This is a genomic window from Falsiroseomonas sp. RANM36 (assembly GCF_056682175.1).
This window is the reverse complement of sequence record NZ_JBWXTD010000004.1, coordinates 207,644-226,259: the sequence shown is the minus strand read 5'-3', so window position 1 is coordinate 226,259 and position 18,616 is coordinate 207,644. Positions and strand designations below refer to the sequence as shown.

The following is an 18,616-nucleotide window of genomic DNA, read 5'->3' as shown; positions in this document are numbered from 1 at the left end:
TTCCGGCTGGAGACGCGGCGCTGCGACGGGCTGGATCGCAACTACCTCACGCCCGCCGAGGCCGCCGGTGGCAGCCCGCCCTGGGAGGGCCGCCTGGCGCTGCGGCCGGAAGGCCGCACGATGCTGCCCTGCAGCGGTGTGATGGTGCGCGACGACGAGGCCTTCGTGCTCGGCTACGGCGCGCGCTGGATCATGCCCGGGATCACCTGCGAGTCGGAGGAAGCCGGCCTGCGCTGCACCAACGCCGCCGGCCACGGCTTCCAGGCCTCGCGTTCGAAGCTCGACCTGTTCTGAGATCGCGGTTCCAATCCGCCCGCCGGAGGCGGACGAGGCCGCGACAGCGGCCCGCGCCCAGACCTACCTCTCAGTCAGGGCGCCAGTGCGTGGCGCGAAGCCAAGCGCGCGGAGCGCGCGCCCGGCGTCTGAGGGCAAGAAAGACGTCGGTTACAGCCGCCCGAACAGGGCGGCTGTATCCGACATCCGGTTGCTGAAGCCCCACTCGTTGTCGTACCAGCCCATCACGCGGATCAGCTTGCCGCCGTCCAGGCTCTGGGTCTGGGTCGCGTCGAAGGTGCAGCTCATCGGGTTGGTGTTGAAGTCCACCGAAACGAGCTGCTCGGTCTCGTAGCCGAGGATGCCCTTCAGCTCGCCCTCGGAAGCCGCCTTCATCGCGGCGTTCACGTCGTCCTTCGTGACGCCGTCGGCCGCGAGGTTCACGTCGAGCGAGACCAGCGAGACATTCGGCGTCGGCACGCGGATCGCGGTGCCGTCCAGCTTGCCCTTCAGCTCCGGCAGCACCAGGCCGACCGCCTTCGCGGCACCCGTCGAGGTCGGGATCATGCTGACCGCAGCGGCGCGGGCGCGCCGCAGATCCTTGTGCAGCGTGTCCACCGTGTTCTGGTCGCCGGTATAGGCGTGGATGGTCACCATGTAGCCGCGCAGCACGCCCCACTTGCCGTGCAGCACATGCACCATCGGCGCCAGGCAGTTGGTGGTGCAGGAGGCGTTGGAGACGACGGTCATCTCCTTCGTCAGCACCTTGTGGTTCACGCCATAGACGATGGTCGCGTCCACCTCGTCCGCCGGCGCCGAGATCAGCACCTTGCGCGCGCCGGCCGCCATCAGCGGCTGGGCCTTCGCCTTGGAGGTGAAGATGCCGGTGCATTCCAGCGCCACGTCCACGCCCTGGAAGGGCACCTGCGACGGATCGCGCTGCGCGCTGACCCTGATCGGGCCCCAGCTGCGGCCGCCCTTGGTGATGTGCAGCGCGCCGTCCACCACCTTCACCTCGCCGGCGAAGCGGCCATGCACGCTGTCGTATTTGAACAGGTGCGCGTTCGCCTCCGGGCTGCCGAGGTCGTTGATCGCGACGCATTCCACGTCGTCGCGCCCGCTCTCGATCATCGCGCGCAGAACCAGGCGACCGATGCGCCCGAACCCGTTGATCGCAACTTTCACGGCCATTGTCTTCAGTTCCTTCCCCGGGAAATCCAGACCAACCGCCTCGTCACGCCAACCGCTTCTTCACGGTGGCGACGAGCGCTTCGGTGGTGATGCCGAAATGGCGGAACAGGGCCTCGGCTGGCGCGCTCGCGCCGAACCCGTGCATGCCGATGAACACCCCGTCCTGGCCGAGCCACCGCTCCCAGCCCATCCGGATCGCCGCCTCGATGCCGACGCGCAACGCGCTGCCCAGCACCTCCGCACGGTATCCTTCGTCCTGCAGCGCGAAGAGTTCCCAGCAGGGCAGCGAGACGACCGCGGTCGGGACGCCCTCCGCCTCCAGCGCCTCGCGCGCGGCGACCGCCAGATGCACCTCCGATCCGGTTGCGATGATCGTCGCGCGGCGCGGGCCCGAAGCCTCGGCCAGCACATAGCCGCCGCGCGCCGCGCGGTTCTCGCCCGCCTCGAAGCGCAGCGCCGGCAGGTTCTGGCGGGAGAGGGCCAGCACGCTCGGCCCGTCCGCGCGCTTCACGGCCAGCTCCCAGCACTCGGCCGTCTCCAGCGCATCGGCGGGGCGGAACACGAACAGGTTGGGGATCGCCCGCAGCGAGGCCAGCGTCTCCACCGGCTGGTGCGTCGGCCCGTCCTCGCCCAGCCCGATGCTGTCATGCGTCAGCACATGGATCACCCGCTGGCGCATCAGCGCCGCCAGGCGGATCGCCGGGCGCATGTAGTCCGCGAAGACCAGGAAGGTGCCGGAATAGGGGATGATGCCGCCATGCAGCGCCATGCCGTTCATGGCGGCCGCCATGCCGTGCTCGCGCACGCCATAATGGATGTAGCGCCCGGCATAGTTGCCGGGGCCGATCGCCGGCACGCCCTTCACATTGGTGTTGTTCGAGCCGGTGAGGTCGGCCGAGCCGCCCACCATCTCCGCCACCGCCGGCACCAGCGCCTCCAGCGCCTTCTGGCTGGCCACGCGGGTGGCGAGCTTCGGCTTCTCGGCGGCCTGGGCGGCACGCAGCTCCGCCAGCTTCTCCTGCCAGCCTTCCGGCAGCCGCCCGGCGATCGCGCGGTCGAACTCCTCGCGCTGCGGGTGGCGCGCCAGGCGCTTGAGCCAGGAGCGTCGCGTACCCGCGCCGCGGCGTCCCGCCTCCTCCCAGCGGGATTTCAGCCCCTCCGGCACCTCGAAGGGCGGGTGGTTCCAGCCGAGGGCGGATTTCGCCGCCGCGGCCTCCGCCGCGCCGAGCGGGGAGCCGTGGCTCGCTGCCGTGCCCGCCTTCGCCGGCGAGCCGAAGCCGATGATCGTCTTGCAGGCGATGATCGTGGGCTTGCGGTTGCGCATCGCCCAGGAGAGCGCGGCGGCCACCTGCTCATGGTCATGCCCGTCCACGCGGCGCGTCGCCCAGCCATAGGCCTGGAAGCGCTTCAGCGTGTCGTCGGTGAAGGACAGCGCCGTGTCGCCGTCGATCGAGATGGCATTGTCGTCCCACAGCACGCAGAGCCGTTCCAGCCGCAGATGGCCGGCGAGCGAGGCGGCCTCGTGGCTGATCCCCTCCTGCAGGTCGCCGTCGGAGGCGATCACCCAGGTGCGGTGGTCCACCAGCGACTTGCCGAAGCGGGCCGCCAGCAGCCTTTCGGCCAGCGCCATGCCGACGGCGGTGGCGATGCCCTGGCCGAGCGGGCCGGTGGTGGTCTCGATCCCCGGATGCTCGCCGAATTCCGGGTGGCCTGCCGCCGGGGAGTGCAGCTGGCGGAAATTGCGGAGCTCCTCGATCCCCATGCCGGCCTGCCCGGTCAGGTGCAGCAGGGCGTAGAGCAGCATGGAGCCGTGCCCGGCGCTCAGCACGAAGCGGTCGCGGTCGGGCCAGCGGGGATCGGCGGCGTCGTATTTCAGGAAGCGCGTGAACAGGACGGTGGCGGCGTCGGCCATGCCCATGGGCATGCCGGGATGGCCGGACTTGGCCTGTTCCACCGCGTCGATGGCCAGCGCCCGGATGGCATCGGCCATGCGCCGCGCCTCGGTGGCCGGGCGGGCGAGAAGGGCGGCCTGCTGCGCCTGGGCCGCGGTGGGTTCCGCCCGCGGCTTGGTGTCGGGTTCCGTGGTGGCCAATGGGCGATCCTCTCGGCGCGGCCGCTATAGAGGCGCCCCGCCCCCCGGACAACCCGCCGGAGGGCGGATCGGTCCGCCCCCGGGGGGGGTGCCCCACCGTTCGCCAGAGCCCTCAGCGCATCAGGCCGCGGCGCTCCATCCAGGCCTGGATCCGGCCGGCGACGTCATCGCTGTTGTCGTCCATCATGATCATGTGGCTGTTGCCGCGCACGCCCTCGGCCGCCATGTCCAGCGTGTCCGCCACGCCGCCGGCCTCCCGGATCTGGCCCTGCCAGCGCTCGATATTGGCGCGGATGCGCTGCCAGAAGGGCAGGTCGCCGATGTAGTCGCCCCAGACCACCAGATGCGGGATGTCGCGCAGCGCTGCCGCGCTCTGCTCGGCCGGCGGCGCGCCGGAAGGCTCGACCGCGATCACCGCCTTGATCCTGTCCGGCGCGTTCAGCGCGGCGCGGAAGCCGAAATTGCCGCCCTGGCTGTGCACCAGCATCACGCAGGGGCAGATGCGCTGCACCAGCGCGTCATAGGCGGCCTGGATCTGCCGGTCCGTCGTCACCCATCGCGGCACGGACTGCATCATGAACTGGTTCCAGGCCGCCGCGGGGAAGCGGCTTTCCGGATAGGCGCGGCGCTGTGCCGGATCGAGGTTCCAGCCATCCGCGGGGCCGATGCGGAACAGCCCCCAGCCCTCGCCCATGGTGCGGAACACCGGCTCGCCGGCGAAGACCTGCGGGAAGCGCGCCCAGCCCGACCGCCCGCGCTCCACCGCATCGGTGACGAACACGTCGTGCCCGGCGCGCAGGAAGAACATCTGCCAGCCCGGCCGGCCATCCGGCGTCGTCTCGTAGGTGACGCCGGTGAGGCCGCCGCCATGCGCCAGGATCAACGGCCAGCGCGCGCGCGGCGATTCGAGCCGCACGTATTGCGCATACATCTGCTCCACCTGGAACTGGCCGTTCGGGTTGATGCGCAGCGGCGGCGCGCCGGGCGAGAAGACGATCTCCTGCTCCGGCAGGCCGCTGATCTCGGCGATGCGCCCGCCGACATGCAGGCTGCCGATCTCGCGGATCTGCAGCGGCTGCGCGGCCGGTTGGGCGACGGCGGCGCCGGCCAGGAGGGATGCCGCGGCAACAGCGGCGAGAATGCTTCGCATCTGCGTTTCCACCCCGATGAGGATGCGGCGAAGCCTGCCATTTCAGGCCGTGTCACGGGAAGTGCGGTGGCGCGCCGGCGGCGCGGCCGCTACTCTTCGCGCCATGCACGACGTACCGATCCCGGAGGCGACGCGCGACGGCCTGCCGCCGATGCCGCCCGGCCCGCCGCATGAGGAAAAGCACTTCACCCAGAACGCGACGGTGCGCGATCTGGTCATCGGCACCGCCGACGGCCTGACCGTGCCCTTCGCGCTGGCTGCGGCGCTTTCCGGCGCGGTCGCGGCCAATCCGCTGATCGTCACCGCGGGCCTGGCGGAGATCGCCGCCGGCTGCGTCGCGATGGGCCTCGGCGGCTATCTCGCCGCCCGCACCGATGCCGAGCACTACGCCGCGGAGCGCCGGCGGGAGGAAGAGGAAAGCCGGATCTACCCCGACCGCGAGAAGTGGGAGGTCGCGGCCATCCTGCATCGCTACGGCGTGCGGGGCGAGGTGCTGCGCCAGGCGGTGGAGGCGATCGCCTCGGATCGCAAGAAGTGGGTGGACTTCATGATGCGATTCGAGCTGGAGCTCACCGAGCCCGACCCGAACCGCGCCGCGAAGTCGGCCGCGACCATCGGCGGCGCCTATGTGGTCGGCGGCCTGATCCCGCTCGCGCCCTACATGATCTTCAGCAGCACGCGCCCGGCGCTGGTCGTCTCCTCCCTGCTCACCGGGGCGGCGCTGCTGGGCTTCGGCTGGCTCAAGGCGCGCGCCACCGGCCTGCCGCCGCTGCGCGGCGCGCTGCAGACGCTGGCCATCGGCGGCACGGCCGCGATCGTCGCCTATCTGGTGGCGAGCCTGTTCGGGCACTGAGCGGCGGGCGGCTCACGCCGCCCGGTTCGCCCGCGCCACCACCGCTTCGAACAGCACCTGGCAGCCGGCCTCGGCTTCCTCCGGCAGGATGCTCTCGGCCTCGTTGTGGCTGAGGCCGTCCTTGCAGGGGGTGAAGATCATCGCGGTCGGCACCTTCCGGGCGACATAGACCGCGTCATGCCCGGCGCCGGAGATGATGCGGCGGGAGGGCAGGCCGAGCCGGTCCGCCGCCTGCTGCACCAGCGCCACGCACGCCGCATCGAAGGGCTGCGCGGGGAAGCGGAACAGCTCCGTCAGTTCCAGCCGGCAGCCCGTGGCCTGCACCAGTGCCATCGCCTCGGGCGGGAAGCTCGCGGCCAGGTGCTCGATCTGCGCGGTGTCGGGGTGGCGGAACTCCACGCTGAACAGCACCTCGCCCGGCACCACGTTGCGGCTGTTCGGCAGGACCTTGAGAAAGCCCACCGTGCCGCGCCCGTCCTCGCCGCGCTCGCGCATCCGCCGGTCCACCAGCTCGATCACCTTCGCCGCCGCGACCAGCGCATCCTTGCGCGCATAGGGCGGCGTCGTGCCGGCATGGCTGTCCTGGCCGGTGATGCGCGCATCCCACCACACCTGCGCCTGCGCGCCGGTGACCACGCCGATGGTCTTGCCTTCCTTCTCCAGGATCGGGCCCTGCTCGATATGCAGCTCGAAATAGGCGTCGGCGGGGAAGGGCTCGGCCTTGTGCGGGCCCTTGCAGCCGATGGCGGTCAGCGCCTGTTCCACCGTCACGCCGTCCACGTCCTGCAGCGCGTAGACCTTGGGCAGGGGATAGACGCCCGCCCAGGCGCCGCTGCCCATCAGCGAATGGCCGAAGCGGCTGCCTTCCTCGTCGGTCCAGTTCACCAGTTCGAGCGGCGCCTCGGTCGTGATGTTGAGGTCGGCCAGCGTGCGCATCACCTCGAGACCCGCGATCACGCCGAGCGCGCCGTCGAATTTTCCGCCCGAGGGCTGGCTGTCCAGGTGCGAACCGAACAGCACGGGCGGACGGTTCGGATCGCGCCCCTCGCGGCGCGCGAACATGTTGCCGATGGCGTCCACGCGCACCGTCAGGCCCAGCGCCTCGCACCACGCGGAAAAGCGCTCGCGGCCCGCCTTGTCCACCTCCGTCAGCGTCAGCCGCTTCACGCCGCCCTTCGGCGTCGCGCCGATCTCGGCCATCGCCATCAGGCTGTCCCACAGCCGCTTGCCGTCGATGCGCTGGTTGGTGCCGCTCATGCCGTTCAGCCCCGTCCGATCTGCTGGAAGTCCGGGTTTGGCTGCAGGTCCATCGCGTTGGCAAGCCGGTTGGACATGGAGAAGAAGGCGGCGATGGCGCCGATGTCCCACAGCTCGTCCTGCGTGAGCCCGGCCGCCAGCACCGCCTGCCGGTCCGCATCGCCCACCAGGTGCGACGTCGCCGCCACCTTCGTCGCATAATCCAGCATCGCGCGCTGCCGCGCCGACAGCCGCGCCTTGCGCCAGTTCGCCGCCACCAGCTCGCTGATCGCCGGGTCCTTCGCGCGCACGCGCAGGATCGCGCCATGCGCCACCACGCAATACTGGCACTGGTTGGCGATGGAGACGGCGACGACGATCATCTCCCGCTCCGCCGGCGTCAGGCCCCCGCGCTTGTTCATCAGCGCGTCGTGGTAGGCCATGAAGGCGCGGAACTCCTCGGGCCGCCAGGCCAGCGCGAGGAAGATGTTCGGCACGAAGCCCGACTTTTGCTGCACCGCCGCGATGCGGTCGCGGATGTCCTCCGGCAGCGTGGCGAGGTCGGGGACGGGAAAGGCGCTGATCGCGTCCGACACGGTGGCAACACTCCTTGCCGGCGCCGCGCCGGCCTGCGATTCATCGGGGCGAGGAGAACACCACCATGGCCCACGCCCTCGGCGCCCCCGCCGCCCCCGCCCTGCTTCGCAATTCCGAGCTGGATGCGGAAGCCGTGCGGCAGGCCCGGATCGACCTCGCCGCCTGCTTCCGCATGGCTGCCCGTCTCGGGCTGCATGAGGGCATCTGCAACCACTTCTCCCTCGTCGTGCCCGGCCGCGACGACCTGTTCCTGGTCAACCCCTATGGCTGGGCCTTCGCCGAGGTCACGGCCTCCCGCCTGCTGGTCTGCGACTTCGACGGCAATGTGATCGCCGGGGAGGGCGTGCCGGAGGCCACCGCCTTCTTCATCCACGCCCGCGTCCACAGGAACGTGCCGCGCGCGAAGGCCTGCTTCCACACCCACATGCCGAACGCGACCAGCCTTGCCATGCTGGAAGGCCCGCCGCTGCTCTGGGCCGGGCAGAGCGCGCTGAAATTCTACGGCCGCACGGTGGTGGACGAGGACTACAACGGCCTCGCGCTGGACACGCAGGAAGGCGACCGCATCGCGGCCAGCATCGGCGATGCCGACATCGTCTTCATGAAGAACCACGGCGTGATGGTGGTCGGCCCGAACGCCGCCGAGGCCTGGGACGATTTGTATTACCTGGAGCGCGCCGCGGAAGCGCAGCGGCTCGCGCTCTCCACGGGGCGCACGCTGAAGCCGGTTCCGGCGGCGATGGCGGCCAAGACCTATGCCCAGATGCGCGAAGGCGACCGCGAGAGCGCGCGCCTGCACCTGGAAAGCGTGAAGCGCATCCTGGCGAAGGAAGAACCTGATTTCGCGGATTGATGCGCCGCCTTTCGACCATCTTTGCCCTCTCCCCCCTCAGGGGGGAGAGGGTTGGGTGAGGGGGGCGAGGCGTTGATGCGACCTGAGCGCAGGCAATCCCCCGACACCACCGGCCTGCTCCTGCTTCTCACCACCGTCATCGGCTGGGGCGTGAACTGGCCGGCGATGAAGCTGCTGCTGGCGGAGGTGCCGCCCTTCTCCATCCGCGCCATCACCGCGGTGGCCGGTGTCGCGCTGCTCGCCTTGATCGCGGTGTGGCGCGGCGAATCGCTGGCCGTCCCGCGCGCGCTCATCCCCCGCCTGATCCTCGCCTCGCTGCTCAACGTCACCGCCTGGATGGGGCTGGCGACGTTCTCGCTGCTCTGGCTCGCGGCCGGCGAGGCGACGATCGTCTGCTATACCATGCCGGTCTGGGCCTCGATCTTCGCCTGGCTGGTGCTGGGCGAGGCGATCACCGCACGCCGCATGGTGGCTCTGGCGATCGGGTTCACCGGGCTTGCCGTGCTGGTGCTCGGCAACGGCATCGAGGCGGGGCTGCAAAGACTGCCGGGCGCGGGCTTCGCGCTGTCCGCCGCGGTGCTGTTCTCGCTCGGCACCGTCATCACCAAGCGCTGGCCCGTGGCGCTGCCGCCCGCGACGCAGGTGGCCTGGCAGACCGGCATCGGCTGCGCGCCGCTGCTGGTCTGCGCGGTGCTGTTCGAGCAGGTCGCCTTCGCGGATCTCTCCGCCCGGTCCTGGCTGCTGCTGCTCTATGGCGGCATCGGTCCGCTCGGCCTCTGCTACCTCGCCTGGTTCGCCGCGCTCAAGCGCCTGCCGGCTTCCGCCGCCGCGGCGGGGACGCTGCTGACGCCGGTGGTCGGCGTCGCGACCGCGGCGGTCTTCCTGGGCGAGCCGCTGGGCGCGCGGGAGCTGATCGCGCTGTCGCTCACCATCTCCGGCGTGGTGCTGGCCATACGCGGGTGATCGCCGCATAACCCGGCGCATGGACAGACCGCTGCTGCGCCTCAACCCCGGCGCCGACCGCCGCGTGAAGGCGGGCCATCCCTGGGCCTTCTCGAACGAGATTTCTGCGCGCGCCGGCCTGCGCGAGATCCCGCCCGGCACCGTCGTGCGCCTGGAAGGCGATGACGGCGTGAAGCACGGCGCCTGGCACTTCAACCCGCACAGCCTGATCGCGGCGCGCTTCCTCGACGCTGACCCGGCCGCGCCCTGCGATGCCGGCTGGTTCCGCGCGAAGCTCGCCGCCTGCCTGGCGCTGCGCCAGCGCCTGTTCGACGCGCCCTTCTACCGCCTCGTCCATGCCGAGGCGGACGGCCTGCCCGGCCTGGTGGTGGACCGCTACGGCGACGCGCTGGCGGTGCAGGCCAACACCGCGGGCATGGACCGCGCGCTGCCCGACATTCTTGCTGCGTTGCGCGACCTGCTCGATCCGCGCGTCGTCGTGGCCCGCAACGATTCCGGCGTGCGCAAGCTGGAGGGGCTGGAGGAAGACGTCGCGCTGCTGCACGGCGCGGACGGCACCACGACCGTCGAGGAAGCGGGCCTTGCCTTTCCCGTGGACCTGCTCGGCGGCCAGAAGACCGGCTGGTTCTTCGACCAGCGCCCCAACCGGCTGATGGTGGCGCGGCTGGCCAAGGGCTGCACGGTGCTGGACGCCTTCTGCCATCTCGGCGGCTTCGGGCTGGCCGCCGCGCAGGCCGGCGCGAAGGACGTCACGCTGCTCGACCGCAGCGAGCATGCGCTGGACCTGGCGATGCAGGCCGCCGCCCGCGCCGGCTTCGCCGACCGCGTCACGCCCTTGAAGGCCGAGGCGCTTGAGCATCTGGAGCGCATGGCGGCCAGCGGCCGCCGCTTCGAGGTGGTCGTCGCCGACCCACCCGCCTTCGCCAAGACGCGCAAGGACATCCCGGCCGCGCTGCGCGGCTACGCCAAGCTGGCGCGTCTTGCCGCGACGGTCACCGCGCCCGGCGGCATCCTCTTCATCGCCTCCTGCAGCCACCATGTCGGCCCCGCCGACTTCGCGGAGGCGGTGGCCTGGGGCGTGCATCGCGCGCATCGCCGCGCCCGCATCCTGGCCAGCGTCGGCGCCGGGCCGGACCATCCCGTGCATCCCGCGCTGCCCGAGAGCGCCTATCTCAAGGGCCAGCTTCTCGCGCTGGACTGATGCGCGCGGCCTATCTGCGCAGCGACTACGAGGCGGGCGGCATCGTCATGCGCATCGGCGCGCGCAGCCGGGCGATGGATGCGCTGCTGCGGCGGAAGGGCGCGCGCGCCGCGGCCTTCGTCACCGCCTGGAACCCGTTCAGCCGCAGGATGCCGCAAGGCTGGAACGACCGCATGCTGGCGCGCCTGCGCCAGGCCGCACGGGGCAGGGTGCTGGCCGAGGGGATCGGCCGCGCCGGCAGCTGGTGGGAGCGGCACGTGCTGGTCGCCGGCGATCCGCGCCGCAGCGCGCGGCTGGCGCGCCGCTTCCGGCAGAACGCGATCGTGGCGATCGCCCCGGGTCGCCCGGCGCGGCTGGTGATGCTGCGCCGGGACGAAGCGGCTAGGGCTTGATCAGCGTCCCCGCCCCGCCATCGGTGAACAGCTCCAGCAGCACCGCATGCGGCACGCGCCCGTCCAGGATCACCGCGCCCTTCACGCCGCGCTCCACGGCATAGATGCAGGTCTCGACCTTCGGGATCATGCCCCCCGAGATCCAGCCATCCGCGATGCCCTGCCGCACTTCCGCCACGGTCATCTCGGCGATCAGCTTGCCCTCGCGGTCCAGCACGCCGCGCACATCGGTCAGCATCAGGAGGCGTTCCGCGCGCAGCTTCCCGGCGATGGCGCCCGCGACCGTGTCGGCGTTGATGTTGTAGGTTTGCCCGTCCGCGCCGACGCCCACCGGCGAGACCACCGGCACGATGTCCGCGCCGATCAGCAACTCCAGCACGCGCGGGTTCACCTCCTCCGGCTCGCCGACGAAGCCGAGGTCGAGCACCTGCTCGATGTTGCTGCCGGGGTCGCGCACCGTCCGCATCAGCTTGCGCGCGCGGATCAGCCCGCCATCCTTGCCGGAGATGCCGACGGCCATCGCGCCCGCCCGCGTGATCGCCTCGGCCACCTGCTTGTTGACCGGACCGGCGAGAACCATCTCGACCACGTCCAGCATCTCGGCGTCCGTCACGCGAAGCCCCTGCACGAAGGTGGACTTCACGTTGAGCCGCTTGAGCATGGCGTTGATCTGCGGCCCGCCGCCATGCACGACCACCGGGTTCACGCCCACCTGCTCCAGCAGCGCGATGTCGCGGCCGAAGCGCAGCGCCGTCTCCTCCTCGCCCATGGCGTGGCCGCCGTATTTCACCACGACGATCTGGTCGTCGTAGCGCTTGAGGAAGGGCAGCGCGCCGGCGAGGATCGCCATCTGGTCGAGCGCGTCGTCGGTCATGTCGTGGGCGTCCCCTGGATCGCCGCGCGGATAGGAGGCAGTGGCCCGGGGGTCAAGGGAGCGCCGGCCCTATCCCTCGCCCAGCGCCTTCAGCATCGCCGCCGCATTGGCGGGCGTGTGGATCTTCACCGTCTCGTCCCCCGCCGCATCGAACAGGACGAACACGTCCTTCCCGGCCTTGGCCCAGCCCTGCGCCTGCCTCGCCCAGGCCGCGATGGCGGCCGCGTCGTAGCCCGCTTCCTGCGTGTCCGAGAGGTGCAGGCGCAGATAGGCGAAATCGGCCGTCAGCTCCCGGAACTGCGGCCAGTCCGGGATGCCGTCGGTGATCGCCAGCGCCACGCCATGCCTGCGGCAGAGCGCGACGCAGGCGGGATCCGTGAAGCTTTCGTGGCGGGCTTCCAGCGCATGGCGCACCGGCCCCTCCTTGGCGCCCGGATCGAGCCAGGCGCGCCCCTGCATCCGCGGCTCATGTTGCGCCGCCAGCTTCGCCGCTGCCGCGCGGTCATGCGGCAGCAGCGCCAGGAATGCCTCCAGCCGCTCCGCCTCGAACGCCATGTTGGGCGGCAGCTGCCAGAGGATCGGCCCCAGCTTCGGCCCGAGGCGCAACACGCCGCTGGCCAGGAAATTCGCCAGCGCCGGACCGCATTCCTTCAGCCGCTTCATGTGCGTGATGTAGCGCGGGCCCTTCAGCGTGAAGACGAAGTCTTGGGGCGTCTCCGCGTCCCAGGCCGCGAAGGTCTCCGGCCGTTGCATGGAATAGAAGGTGCCGTTGACCTCCAGCGTCGTGAAGGCGCGGGCGGCGAAGCCGAGCTCGTCCTTCTGCTTCAGGCCCTTCGGGTAGAAGCTGCCGCGCCAGGGCGGGAAGACCCAGCCGGCGATGCCCACGCGGATGCGGCCGGCGCGCTTCGCCATCGCGCTATCCGGCCGCCAGCGCGGCGATCTCGGCGCGCAGCTCGGGGATGCCCTCGCCGGTCTCGCTGCTGGTGACCAGCACCAGCGGATGCGCGGCGGTCTGCTTGCGGGCCAGCGCCTGCACCTCCTCGATGCGCCTGGCGCGCTGCGCCGGCTTCACCGAATCCGCCTTGGTCAGCACGAACTGGTAGGCGACCGCCGCCTCCCCCAGCAGCTGCATCGCGGCGCGGTCGGCGGGCTTCGTCTCCACCCGGCAGTCCATCAGCAGCAGCACACGGCGAAGGGAAGGGCGGCCGCGCAGGAAGTCGAACATCAGCCCCTGCCAGTCCGCCTTGACCGCCTTCGACGCCTGCGCATAGCCGTAGCCCGGCATGTCCACCAGGGTGAGCGCGCCCTCGGCCAGGTCGAAGAAGTTGAGCTGGCGCGTGCGGCCGGGCGTGTGGCTGACACGCGCCAGCGCCTTCTGGCCGGTCAGCGCGTTCATCAGCGACGACTTGCCCACGTTGGAGCGCCCGCACAGCGCCACTTCCGGGACGTCGGTGGCGGGCGGAAGCTGGTCGATGCTCTGCGCGGCGTAGAAGAAGCGGCAAGGCCGGGCGAAGAGTTTCCGCCCGGCCTCGATCAGCGCCTCGCGCTCCGCGTCGTCCCGGGCTTCGAGAAGCCCGCCCGCGGTCATGCCAGATCCCACTGAGCGGGACCTGCGGCCCGCCCAGCGGGCCGAGGCGCGCGCCGGCGATTGAGGGCGGATCGGACACGATCCGCACGCATGGTTCTCACTTCTTCGCCTTCGCCGGCTTCGGCGGCGGCGGGATGGCCGTCCCCGCCTTGACCTGGCGCTGCTGGTCGAGCCGCAGGATGTACCATTGCTGGGCGATGGAAAGCAGGTTGTTCCACGTCCAGTAGATCACCAGGCCCGCCGGGAAGCTGGCCAGCATGAAGGTGAAGATCAGCGGCATCCAGGCGAAGATCTTGGCCTGGATGGGGTCGGGTGGCGTCGGGTTCAGCTTGAACTGCAGGAACATCGTGATGCCCATCAGGATCGCCCAGACAGGCATGTGGAACAGCGCCGACCATTGCATCGGGTCGAAGGGCAGCAGGCCGAACAGGTTGAACAGGTTCGTCGGGTCGGGCGCCGACAGGTCGCGGATCCAGCCGAAGAAGGGCGCGTGCCGCATCTCGATGGTGACGAACAGCACCTTGTAGAGCGAGAAGAACACCGGGATCTGGATCAGGATCGGCAGGCAGCCGGAGGCCGGGTTCACCTTCTCCGACCGGTAGAGCGCCATCATCTCGGCCTGCGCCTTGGCCGGGTCGTCCTTGTACCGCTCGCGGATCTCGGTCATCTTCGGCGCGAGCACCTTCATCCGCGCCATGGACTTGTAGGCCTTGTTCTGCAGCGGGAAGAACAGCAGCTTGAGGCAGAAGGTGAAGGCCAGGATGGCCACGCCGAAATTGCCGAACAGCACGCCCAGGAAGTGCAGGACGTGGAAGAACGGCTTGGTCAGGAACCAGAACCAGCCGAAATCGATCGCCTTCCAGAAATCGACGATCCCGTAGCGCTGCTCATAGGCGTCGAGGAGGTTGACCTCCTTCGCGCCGGCAAAGAGCCGGGTGGCGAAGCTCGCCTCCGCGCCGGCCGCGACGGTCAGCGCGGCCGGCGGGGCCATGTCCACCTGCCAGCGGTCCTGCCCGAGTTCCGACACATGCCGATAGGCGGTGCGGATGCGAGTGGACTGGTCGGCCGGCGTCAGCGCCGTCAGCCAGTATTTGTCCGAGAAGCCGGCCCAGCCGCCGGTGCTCTCCTGCTCGAAGGCGGCGCCGTTGCGGCGCTGCGCCTCCTCGCGCGCGTCCTTGTAGGTCCATTCGTGCAGGACGCCGTCCAGCACGCCGGTGAAGCCCTCATGCAGGATGAAGAAGCCGGCGGTCTGCGGCGTGCGCTCCCGCCGCACGCGCGTCCAGGGCAAGAGCTGCACCGCCTCGGCGCCACGGTTCACCACCGACTGGGTGGCAGTGACCATGTAGTCCTCGTCCACCTCGAGACGGATGCGGAATTCCTGGCCGGTGTCGTTGTCCCAGCGCAGCGTGATCGGGTTGCCGGGGGCCAGCGTCCCGCCCTCCACGCGCCAGTCCGTCTCCTGGTCCGGCACCGCAGTGCGGCCATCCGCCGCGGTCCAGCCCCATTGCGAGAAATAGGGATGCGCGTCGCCGCGCGGCGCCAGCAGCCGCACCAGCGGCGAGGTCCGGTCCACGGTCTCGTGGTAGCCCTTCAGCACCAGGTCGTCGAAGCGCGCGCCGCGCAGGTTCACGGTGCCGCGCATCCGTGCCGCATTCTCGAGCGTCACGCGCTGTTCGGGCGCGCGTCCCTGCGTGACGGCGGCGGTGGCGGTGGCCGGCTCCGCGCTGGCGGCGGGCGCCGCGCCGGGCGCCGCGGGCACGGGGGCGGTCGCGGCCGGCGCCGGCTGGCTCGCCTGCTGCGCGGTCCGCTGCTGCTCGAGCCGCGCCTGCTCGGCTTCCCGCGCGGGACGGTTCCAGAGGTCGAACAGCAGAAGGATGGCGATCGAGATGGCGATCGCGGCGAAAAGGCGCTTCTGGTCCATCACGGAAGGGGAGAACCTTTCGTCCCGGCTGGCAGGCCGGTGGAGGGTCCGGCCAACCGGCCGGCGGGAGACGGGATCGGAACCGGGTCGTAGCCGCCCGGATGCCACGGGTTGCAGCGCAGGATGCGCCGGCCGGCGAGCCATGCGCCCTTGAGCGCGCCATGCGTCGCCACCGCCTCCAGCCCGTATTCGCTGCAATGCGGATAGAAGCGGCAGTTGCAGCCGATGATCGGCCGCAGGGTGAGCTGGTAGGTGCGGATCGCCCCGCGCAGGAGGTGCTGCTGCGGGCTCATGGCACGCGGCCCGCAGGCGCGGTCGCGACGCCCGCCTGGCGCAGGGCGCCACGCAGGTCGCCGAGCAGCGCGTTGAAATCCCGCGTGGCGGTGGCGTCGCGGCCGATCAGCACCAGGTCGAACCCCTCGGACCGGCCATCGCCGAGCAGCAGCCGCGCGGCCTCGCGCAGCCGCCGCCGCGCACGGTTGCGCTGCACGGCGTTGCCGATCTTCTTCGTCGTGGTGAAGCCCACCCGGAGCACCTGCCCGGGCACCGGGAGCGCCTGCAGCACGAGCCCCGGCCGCGCCGCCCGCTGACCCTTCTCGGCCACCCGGCGGAACTCGCGACGCTGCTTCAGGCGCGGCGGTCGCGCCGGCATGGCACGCCCCGCACCCGGCCGGTCAGGCGGAGAGACGCTTGCGCCCCTTGGCGCGACGATTGGCCAGCACCTTGCGGCCGCCCACCGTCTCGCTGCGGGTGCGGAAGCCATGCCGGCGCTTCCGGACGAGCTTCGAAGGCTGGTAGGTACGCTTCACGACACGACTCCCGCGGGTCCGGGCGAAGCCGCCAGACCGGGGCCAAAGCGGCCTGGGCCAGGGCGGCCGGCAACCCGGCTGATCTTCCTGCAAACGGATCCGCCGGCGGCAGGCACGGGGTGACCCCGCGCATGCCCCGGCGAAGGCCCGGACGTATAGGGAGCGCGGCCGCCCCCCGTCAACCGACCTCGTCGGGCGGCGTCGGCCTGGGCCGGGCGCACCAGCTGGTCTAAGCCTGCCAGCCGCGAGGACAGCAGCATGCCCGATTTCGACCTGGTGGTGATCGGCGCCGGCGCCGCCGGCCTCTCGACCGCGGCGCTTTCGGCCGCTTTCGGGCTGCGGGTGGCGCTGGTCGAGCGCGCCGAGATGGGCGGGGACTGCCTGAACTGGGGCTGCGTGCCCTCCAAGGCGCTGCTCGCCGCCGCCCATGCCGCCGCCGCCGTCCGCCATGCCGGCCGCTTCGGGGTGCGCGTCGGCGCGCCGGAGATCGACTGGGCCGGTGTCCGCGCCCATGTCCGCGGCGCCATCGCCCGGATCGCGCCGACCGACTCGGAAGCCCGCTTCCGCGGGATGGGCGTGGAGGTGATCCGCGCCTCCGCCCATTTCACCGCGCCGGACGAGGTCGAGGCCGGCGGGCGGCGGATCACCTTCCGCCGCTGCGTCATCGCCGCCGGGTCGAGCGCGGTGGTGCCGGACATCCCGGGCCTCGGCCCGGTGCCCTGGCTGACCAACGAGACGATCTTCGACCTGGAGGAGAAGCCGGACCACCTGCTGATCCTCGGCGGCGGCCCGATCGGGCTGGAGATGGCCCAGGCGCATGCCCGGCTCGGCTGCCGCGTCACCGTGGTCGAGGCGGGCCGGATCGCCGGCCGCGACGACCCCGAGCTGGCCGAGGGCTTGCGCCGCGTGCTGGCGCGGGAGGGCGTGACCCTGCTGGAGGGGGCGAAGCTCGCCCGGGTGGAGCCCGAGCGGTCCGGCCTGGCCGCGGTGCTGGCGGATGGCACGCGCATCGCCGCCAGCCACCTGCTGCTGGCCGTCGGGCGCGCGCCGCGGCTCGCGGGCCTCGACCTTCCGGCCGGCAACGTCACCGCGACGCCGCGCGGCATCGCCACCGATGCCGGGCTGCGCTCGGTCTCCAACCGCCGGGTCTGGGCGGTGGGGGACATTGCCGACCCGGCCGGCATCGGCCCGCGCGCCTTCACCCATGTGGCCTCCCAGCACGCGGGCATCCTGGCGCGGCGCATGCTGTTCCGCCTGCCGGCGAAAGTGGACTACGCCGCCCTGCCGCGGGTGACCTACACCGACCCCGAGCTCGCCCAGGTCGGCATGACCGAGGCCGAGGCGCTGGAAGCCGGCCTGGAGGCGCTGCCCTACCGCTTCCCGCTGCCCGAGACCGACCGCGCCGTGGCCGAGGGGATCGAGGACGGGCTGGTGAAGCTGGTGGTCACGCCCGGGGGCCGTCTTCTCGGCGCCGGCGTGCTCGGGCCGCATGCGGGGGAGATGGCCGGGATGTTCGGCCTGATGATCGGCCGGAAGCTGCCGCTTTCCGCGCTCGCCGGCCTGGTGCTGCCCTATCCGACGCTGGCCGAGGCGGCGAAGCGGGCCGCGGGCGACTTCTACGCGCCCAAATTTCTTTCAACCTTCTCGAAACGTCTGGTCGGCTTGCTCTGGCGCCTGCCCTGAGCAACCCTCCGGCACTGGCGCGTTTGCTGCAGCGCGGAAGAAGAATTCACACGAGGAAGGCTCGCACATGGCCAGGCCGCTGGACGGGCACATCGCCGTCATCACCGGATCCACCTCCGGCATCGGGCTCGCCATCGCCCGCCGCTATGCCGCGGACGGCGCCAAGGTGATGCTCAACGGCTTCGGCAAGCCCGAGGAGATCGCCCGGGTCCGGGCCGAGCTCGGCGCCGCGATGGGCATGGAGCAGGCGCCCTACTCGCCCGCCGACATGTCGAAGCCGGCCGAGATCCGCGCGATGATCGCCTCCTGCGTGGCGACGCTCGGCGCCTGCGACATCCTCGTGAACAATGCCGGCATCCAGCATGTCTCGCCGGTCGAGGACTTCCCGGACGAGCAGTGGGAGCGGGTGATCGCGATCAACCTGGTTTCCAACTTCCACGCCATCAAGGCGGCGCTGCCGGCGATGAAGGCGAAGGGCTGGGGGCGCATCATCAACGTCTCCTCGGCGCACGGCCTGGTCGCGAGCCCGTTCAAGACCGCCTATGTCGCCGCCAAGCACGGCGTGATGGGCCTGACCAAGTCGGTCGCGCTGGAGGTCGCGCGCACCGGCGTCACTTGCAACGCGATCTGCCCCGGCTTCGTCCGCACCCCGCTGGCCGAGGCGCAGGTGAAGCCGCTGGCCGAGAAGCACGGCGTCAGCGAGCAGGCCGCGCTGACCGACTACCTGCTGGAACGCCAGCCCACGAAGAAGTGGGTGGAGGTCGAGGAGATCGCCGAGGCCGCCGCCTATCTCGCCGGGCCGAACAGCGGCTCCATCAACGGCACGGCGCTGTCCGTGGATGGCGGCTGGATCGCGCAGTGATTCTTTCGCCCTCAATCGCCGGGCGCGGCCTCCGGCCGCGTGGCTTGCGCGCCTCAGACATGTTGCTCCCGGCTCGCC

20 protein-coding genes are annotated in these 18,616 nt (G+C 71.3%); 8 read left to right on the top strand and 12 right to left on the bottom strand.

Features of this window, described 5'->3' with window-relative positions; translation table 11 throughout:
• Nucleotides 1–294 (top strand): DUF6636 domain-containing protein (locus AC1MIR_RS14880; RefSeq protein WP_480028972.1); only part of this gene is annotated, 294 nt, incomplete at its 5' end.
• Between the two features lie 150 nt (nucleotides 295–444).
• Here AC1MIR_RS14880 and gap read toward each other — a convergent pair.
• From gap to AC1MIR_RS14865, 3 genes are all read right to left on the bottom strand, one after another.
• On the bottom strand, nucleotides 445–1,464 hold the full coding sequence (gap, locus tag AC1MIR_RS14875) for a type I glyceraldehyde-3-phosphate dehydrogenase (RefSeq protein WP_480028971.1): 1,020 nt from the start codon (nucleotides 1,462–1,464) through the stop codon (nucleotides 445–447).
• Nucleotides 1,465–1,507: 43 nt separating this feature from the next.
• Nucleotides 1,508–3,556: a transketolase gene (gene tkt, locus AC1MIR_RS14870; RefSeq protein WP_480028970.1), complete on the bottom strand. Its 2,049-nt coding sequence runs from the start codon at nucleotides 3,554–3,556 to the stop codon at nucleotides 1,508–1,510.
• A gap of 112 nt (nucleotides 3,557–3,668) precedes the next feature.
• On the bottom strand, nucleotides 3,669–4,706 hold the full coding sequence (locus AC1MIR_RS14865; protein ID WP_480028969.1) for an alpha/beta hydrolase: 1,038 nt from the start codon (nucleotides 4,704–4,706) through the stop codon (nucleotides 3,669–3,671).
• Nucleotides 4,707–4,809: 103 nt separating this feature from the next.
• Between AC1MIR_RS14865 and AC1MIR_RS14860 the strand changes: the two genes are divergently transcribed.
• On the top strand, nucleotides 4,810–5,559 hold the full coding sequence (locus AC1MIR_RS14860; protein ID WP_480028968.1) for a VIT1/CCC1 transporter family protein: 750 nt from the start codon (nucleotides 4,810–4,812) through the stop codon (nucleotides 5,557–5,559).
• 12 nt (nucleotides 5,560–5,571) lie between these two features.
• Here the strand turns inward: AC1MIR_RS14860 and AC1MIR_RS14855 are convergent, their stop codons facing one another.
• Entirely contained in the window at nucleotides 5,572–6,816 is a 1,245-nt protein-coding gene (locus tag AC1MIR_RS14855; RefSeq protein ID WP_480028967.1) for a Zn-dependent hydrolase, read from the bottom strand.
• 5 nt (nucleotides 6,817–6,821) lie between these two features.
• Entirely contained in the window at nucleotides 6,822–7,391 is a 570-nt protein-coding gene (locus AC1MIR_RS14850) for a peroxidase-related enzyme (protein ID WP_480028966.1), read from the bottom strand.
• A 65-nt stretch (nucleotides 7,392–7,456) separates the two neighbouring features.
• On the opposite strand from AC1MIR_RS14850, the gene AC1MIR_RS14845 reads away from it, so the two are divergent.
• From AC1MIR_RS14845 to AC1MIR_RS14830, 4 genes are all read left to right on the top strand, one after another.
• On the top strand, nucleotides 7,457–8,245 hold the full coding sequence (locus tag AC1MIR_RS14845; protein ID WP_480028965.1) for an aldolase: 789 nt from the start codon (nucleotides 7,457–7,459) through the stop codon (nucleotides 8,243–8,245).
• A gap of 75 nt (nucleotides 8,246–8,320) precedes the next feature.
• Nucleotides 8,321–9,208: a DMT family transporter gene (locus AC1MIR_RS14840; protein ID WP_480028964.1), complete on the top strand. Its 888-nt coding sequence runs from the start codon at nucleotides 8,321–8,323 to the stop codon at nucleotides 9,206–9,208.
• Nucleotides 9,209–9,227: 19 nt separating this feature from the next.
• Nucleotides 9,228–10,409 (top strand): class I SAM-dependent rRNA methyltransferase, encoded by a 1,182-nt coding sequence (locus AC1MIR_RS14835; RefSeq protein ID WP_480028963.1) that lies wholly within the window; start codon nucleotides 9,228–9,230, stop codon nucleotides 10,407–10,409.
• The gene (locus tag AC1MIR_RS14830; RefSeq protein WP_480028962.1) at nucleotides 10,409–10,801 is read left to right on the top strand and encodes a DUF3293 domain-containing protein; all 393 of its coding nucleotides are present in this window, start codon (nucleotides 10,409–10,411) and stop codon (nucleotides 10,799–10,801) included. The genes AC1MIR_RS14835 and AC1MIR_RS14830 overlap by 1 nt, the downstream gene beginning before the upstream one ends.
• Here AC1MIR_RS14830 and argB read toward each other — a convergent pair.
• The 7 genes from argB to rpmH all read right to left on the bottom strand — a co-directional run bounded on the left by argB (nucleotide 10,791) and on the right by rpmH (nucleotide 15,993).
• A complete protein-coding gene (gene argB / locus AC1MIR_RS14825) occupies nucleotides 10,791–11,675 on the bottom strand; it encodes an acetylglutamate kinase (protein WP_480028961.1) in 885 nt (294 codons plus the stop codon). The two genes, AC1MIR_RS14830 and argB, sit on opposite strands and share 11 nt — an antisense overlap.
• A gap of 69 nt (nucleotides 11,676–11,744) precedes the next feature.
• Entirely contained in the window at nucleotides 11,745–12,587 is an 843-nt protein-coding gene (locus AC1MIR_RS14820; protein ID WP_480028960.1) for a DUF72 domain-containing protein, read from the bottom strand.
• Between the two features lie 4 nt (nucleotides 12,588–12,591).
• Entirely contained in the window at nucleotides 12,592–13,263 is a 672-nt protein-coding gene (yihA, locus tag AC1MIR_RS14815) for a ribosome biogenesis GTP-binding protein YihA/YsxC (RefSeq protein ID WP_480028959.1), read from the bottom strand.
• Between the two features lie 97 nt (nucleotides 13,264–13,360).
• A complete protein-coding gene (yidC, locus tag AC1MIR_RS14810) occupies nucleotides 13,361–15,184 on the bottom strand; it encodes a membrane protein insertase YidC (protein WP_480029550.1) in 1,824 nt (607 codons plus the stop codon).
• The gene (gene yidD, locus AC1MIR_RS14805) at nucleotides 15,184–15,477 is read right to left on the bottom strand and encodes a membrane protein insertion efficiency factor YidD (RefSeq protein ID WP_480028958.1); all 294 of its coding nucleotides are present in this window, start codon (nucleotides 15,475–15,477) and stop codon (nucleotides 15,184–15,186) included. The genes yidC and yidD overlap by 1 nt, the downstream gene beginning before the upstream one ends.
• Nucleotides 15,474–15,836: a ribonuclease P protein component gene (gene rnpA / locus AC1MIR_RS14800; RefSeq protein ID WP_480028957.1), complete on the bottom strand. Its 363-nt coding sequence runs from the start codon at nucleotides 15,834–15,836 to the stop codon at nucleotides 15,474–15,476. The genes yidD and rnpA overlap by 4 nt, the downstream gene beginning before the upstream one ends.
• A gap of 22 nt (nucleotides 15,837–15,858) precedes the next feature.
• Nucleotides 15,859–15,993 (bottom strand): 50S ribosomal protein L34, encoded by a 135-nt coding sequence (rpmH, locus tag AC1MIR_RS14795; RefSeq protein WP_109870839.1) that lies wholly within the window; start codon nucleotides 15,991–15,993, stop codon nucleotides 15,859–15,861.
• Between the two features lie 258 nt (nucleotides 15,994–16,251).
• Here rpmH and AC1MIR_RS14790 point away from each other — a divergent pair, with 258 nt between their 5' ends.
• Together AC1MIR_RS14790 and AC1MIR_RS14785 are read left to right on the top strand one after the other, a co-directional pair.
• Nucleotides 16,252–17,676: a dihydrolipoyl dehydrogenase family protein gene (locus AC1MIR_RS14790; RefSeq protein WP_480028956.1), complete on the top strand. Its 1,425-nt coding sequence runs from the start codon at nucleotides 16,252–16,254 to the stop codon at nucleotides 17,674–17,676.
• A 67-nt stretch (nucleotides 17,677–17,743) separates the two neighbouring features.
• Nucleotides 17,744–18,538: a 3-hydroxybutyrate dehydrogenase gene (locus AC1MIR_RS14785; protein ID WP_480028955.1), complete on the top strand. Its 795-nt coding sequence runs from the start codon at nucleotides 17,744–17,746 to the stop codon at nucleotides 18,536–18,538.
• The last annotated feature ends 78 nt before the right edge of the window (nucleotides 18,539–18,616 follow it).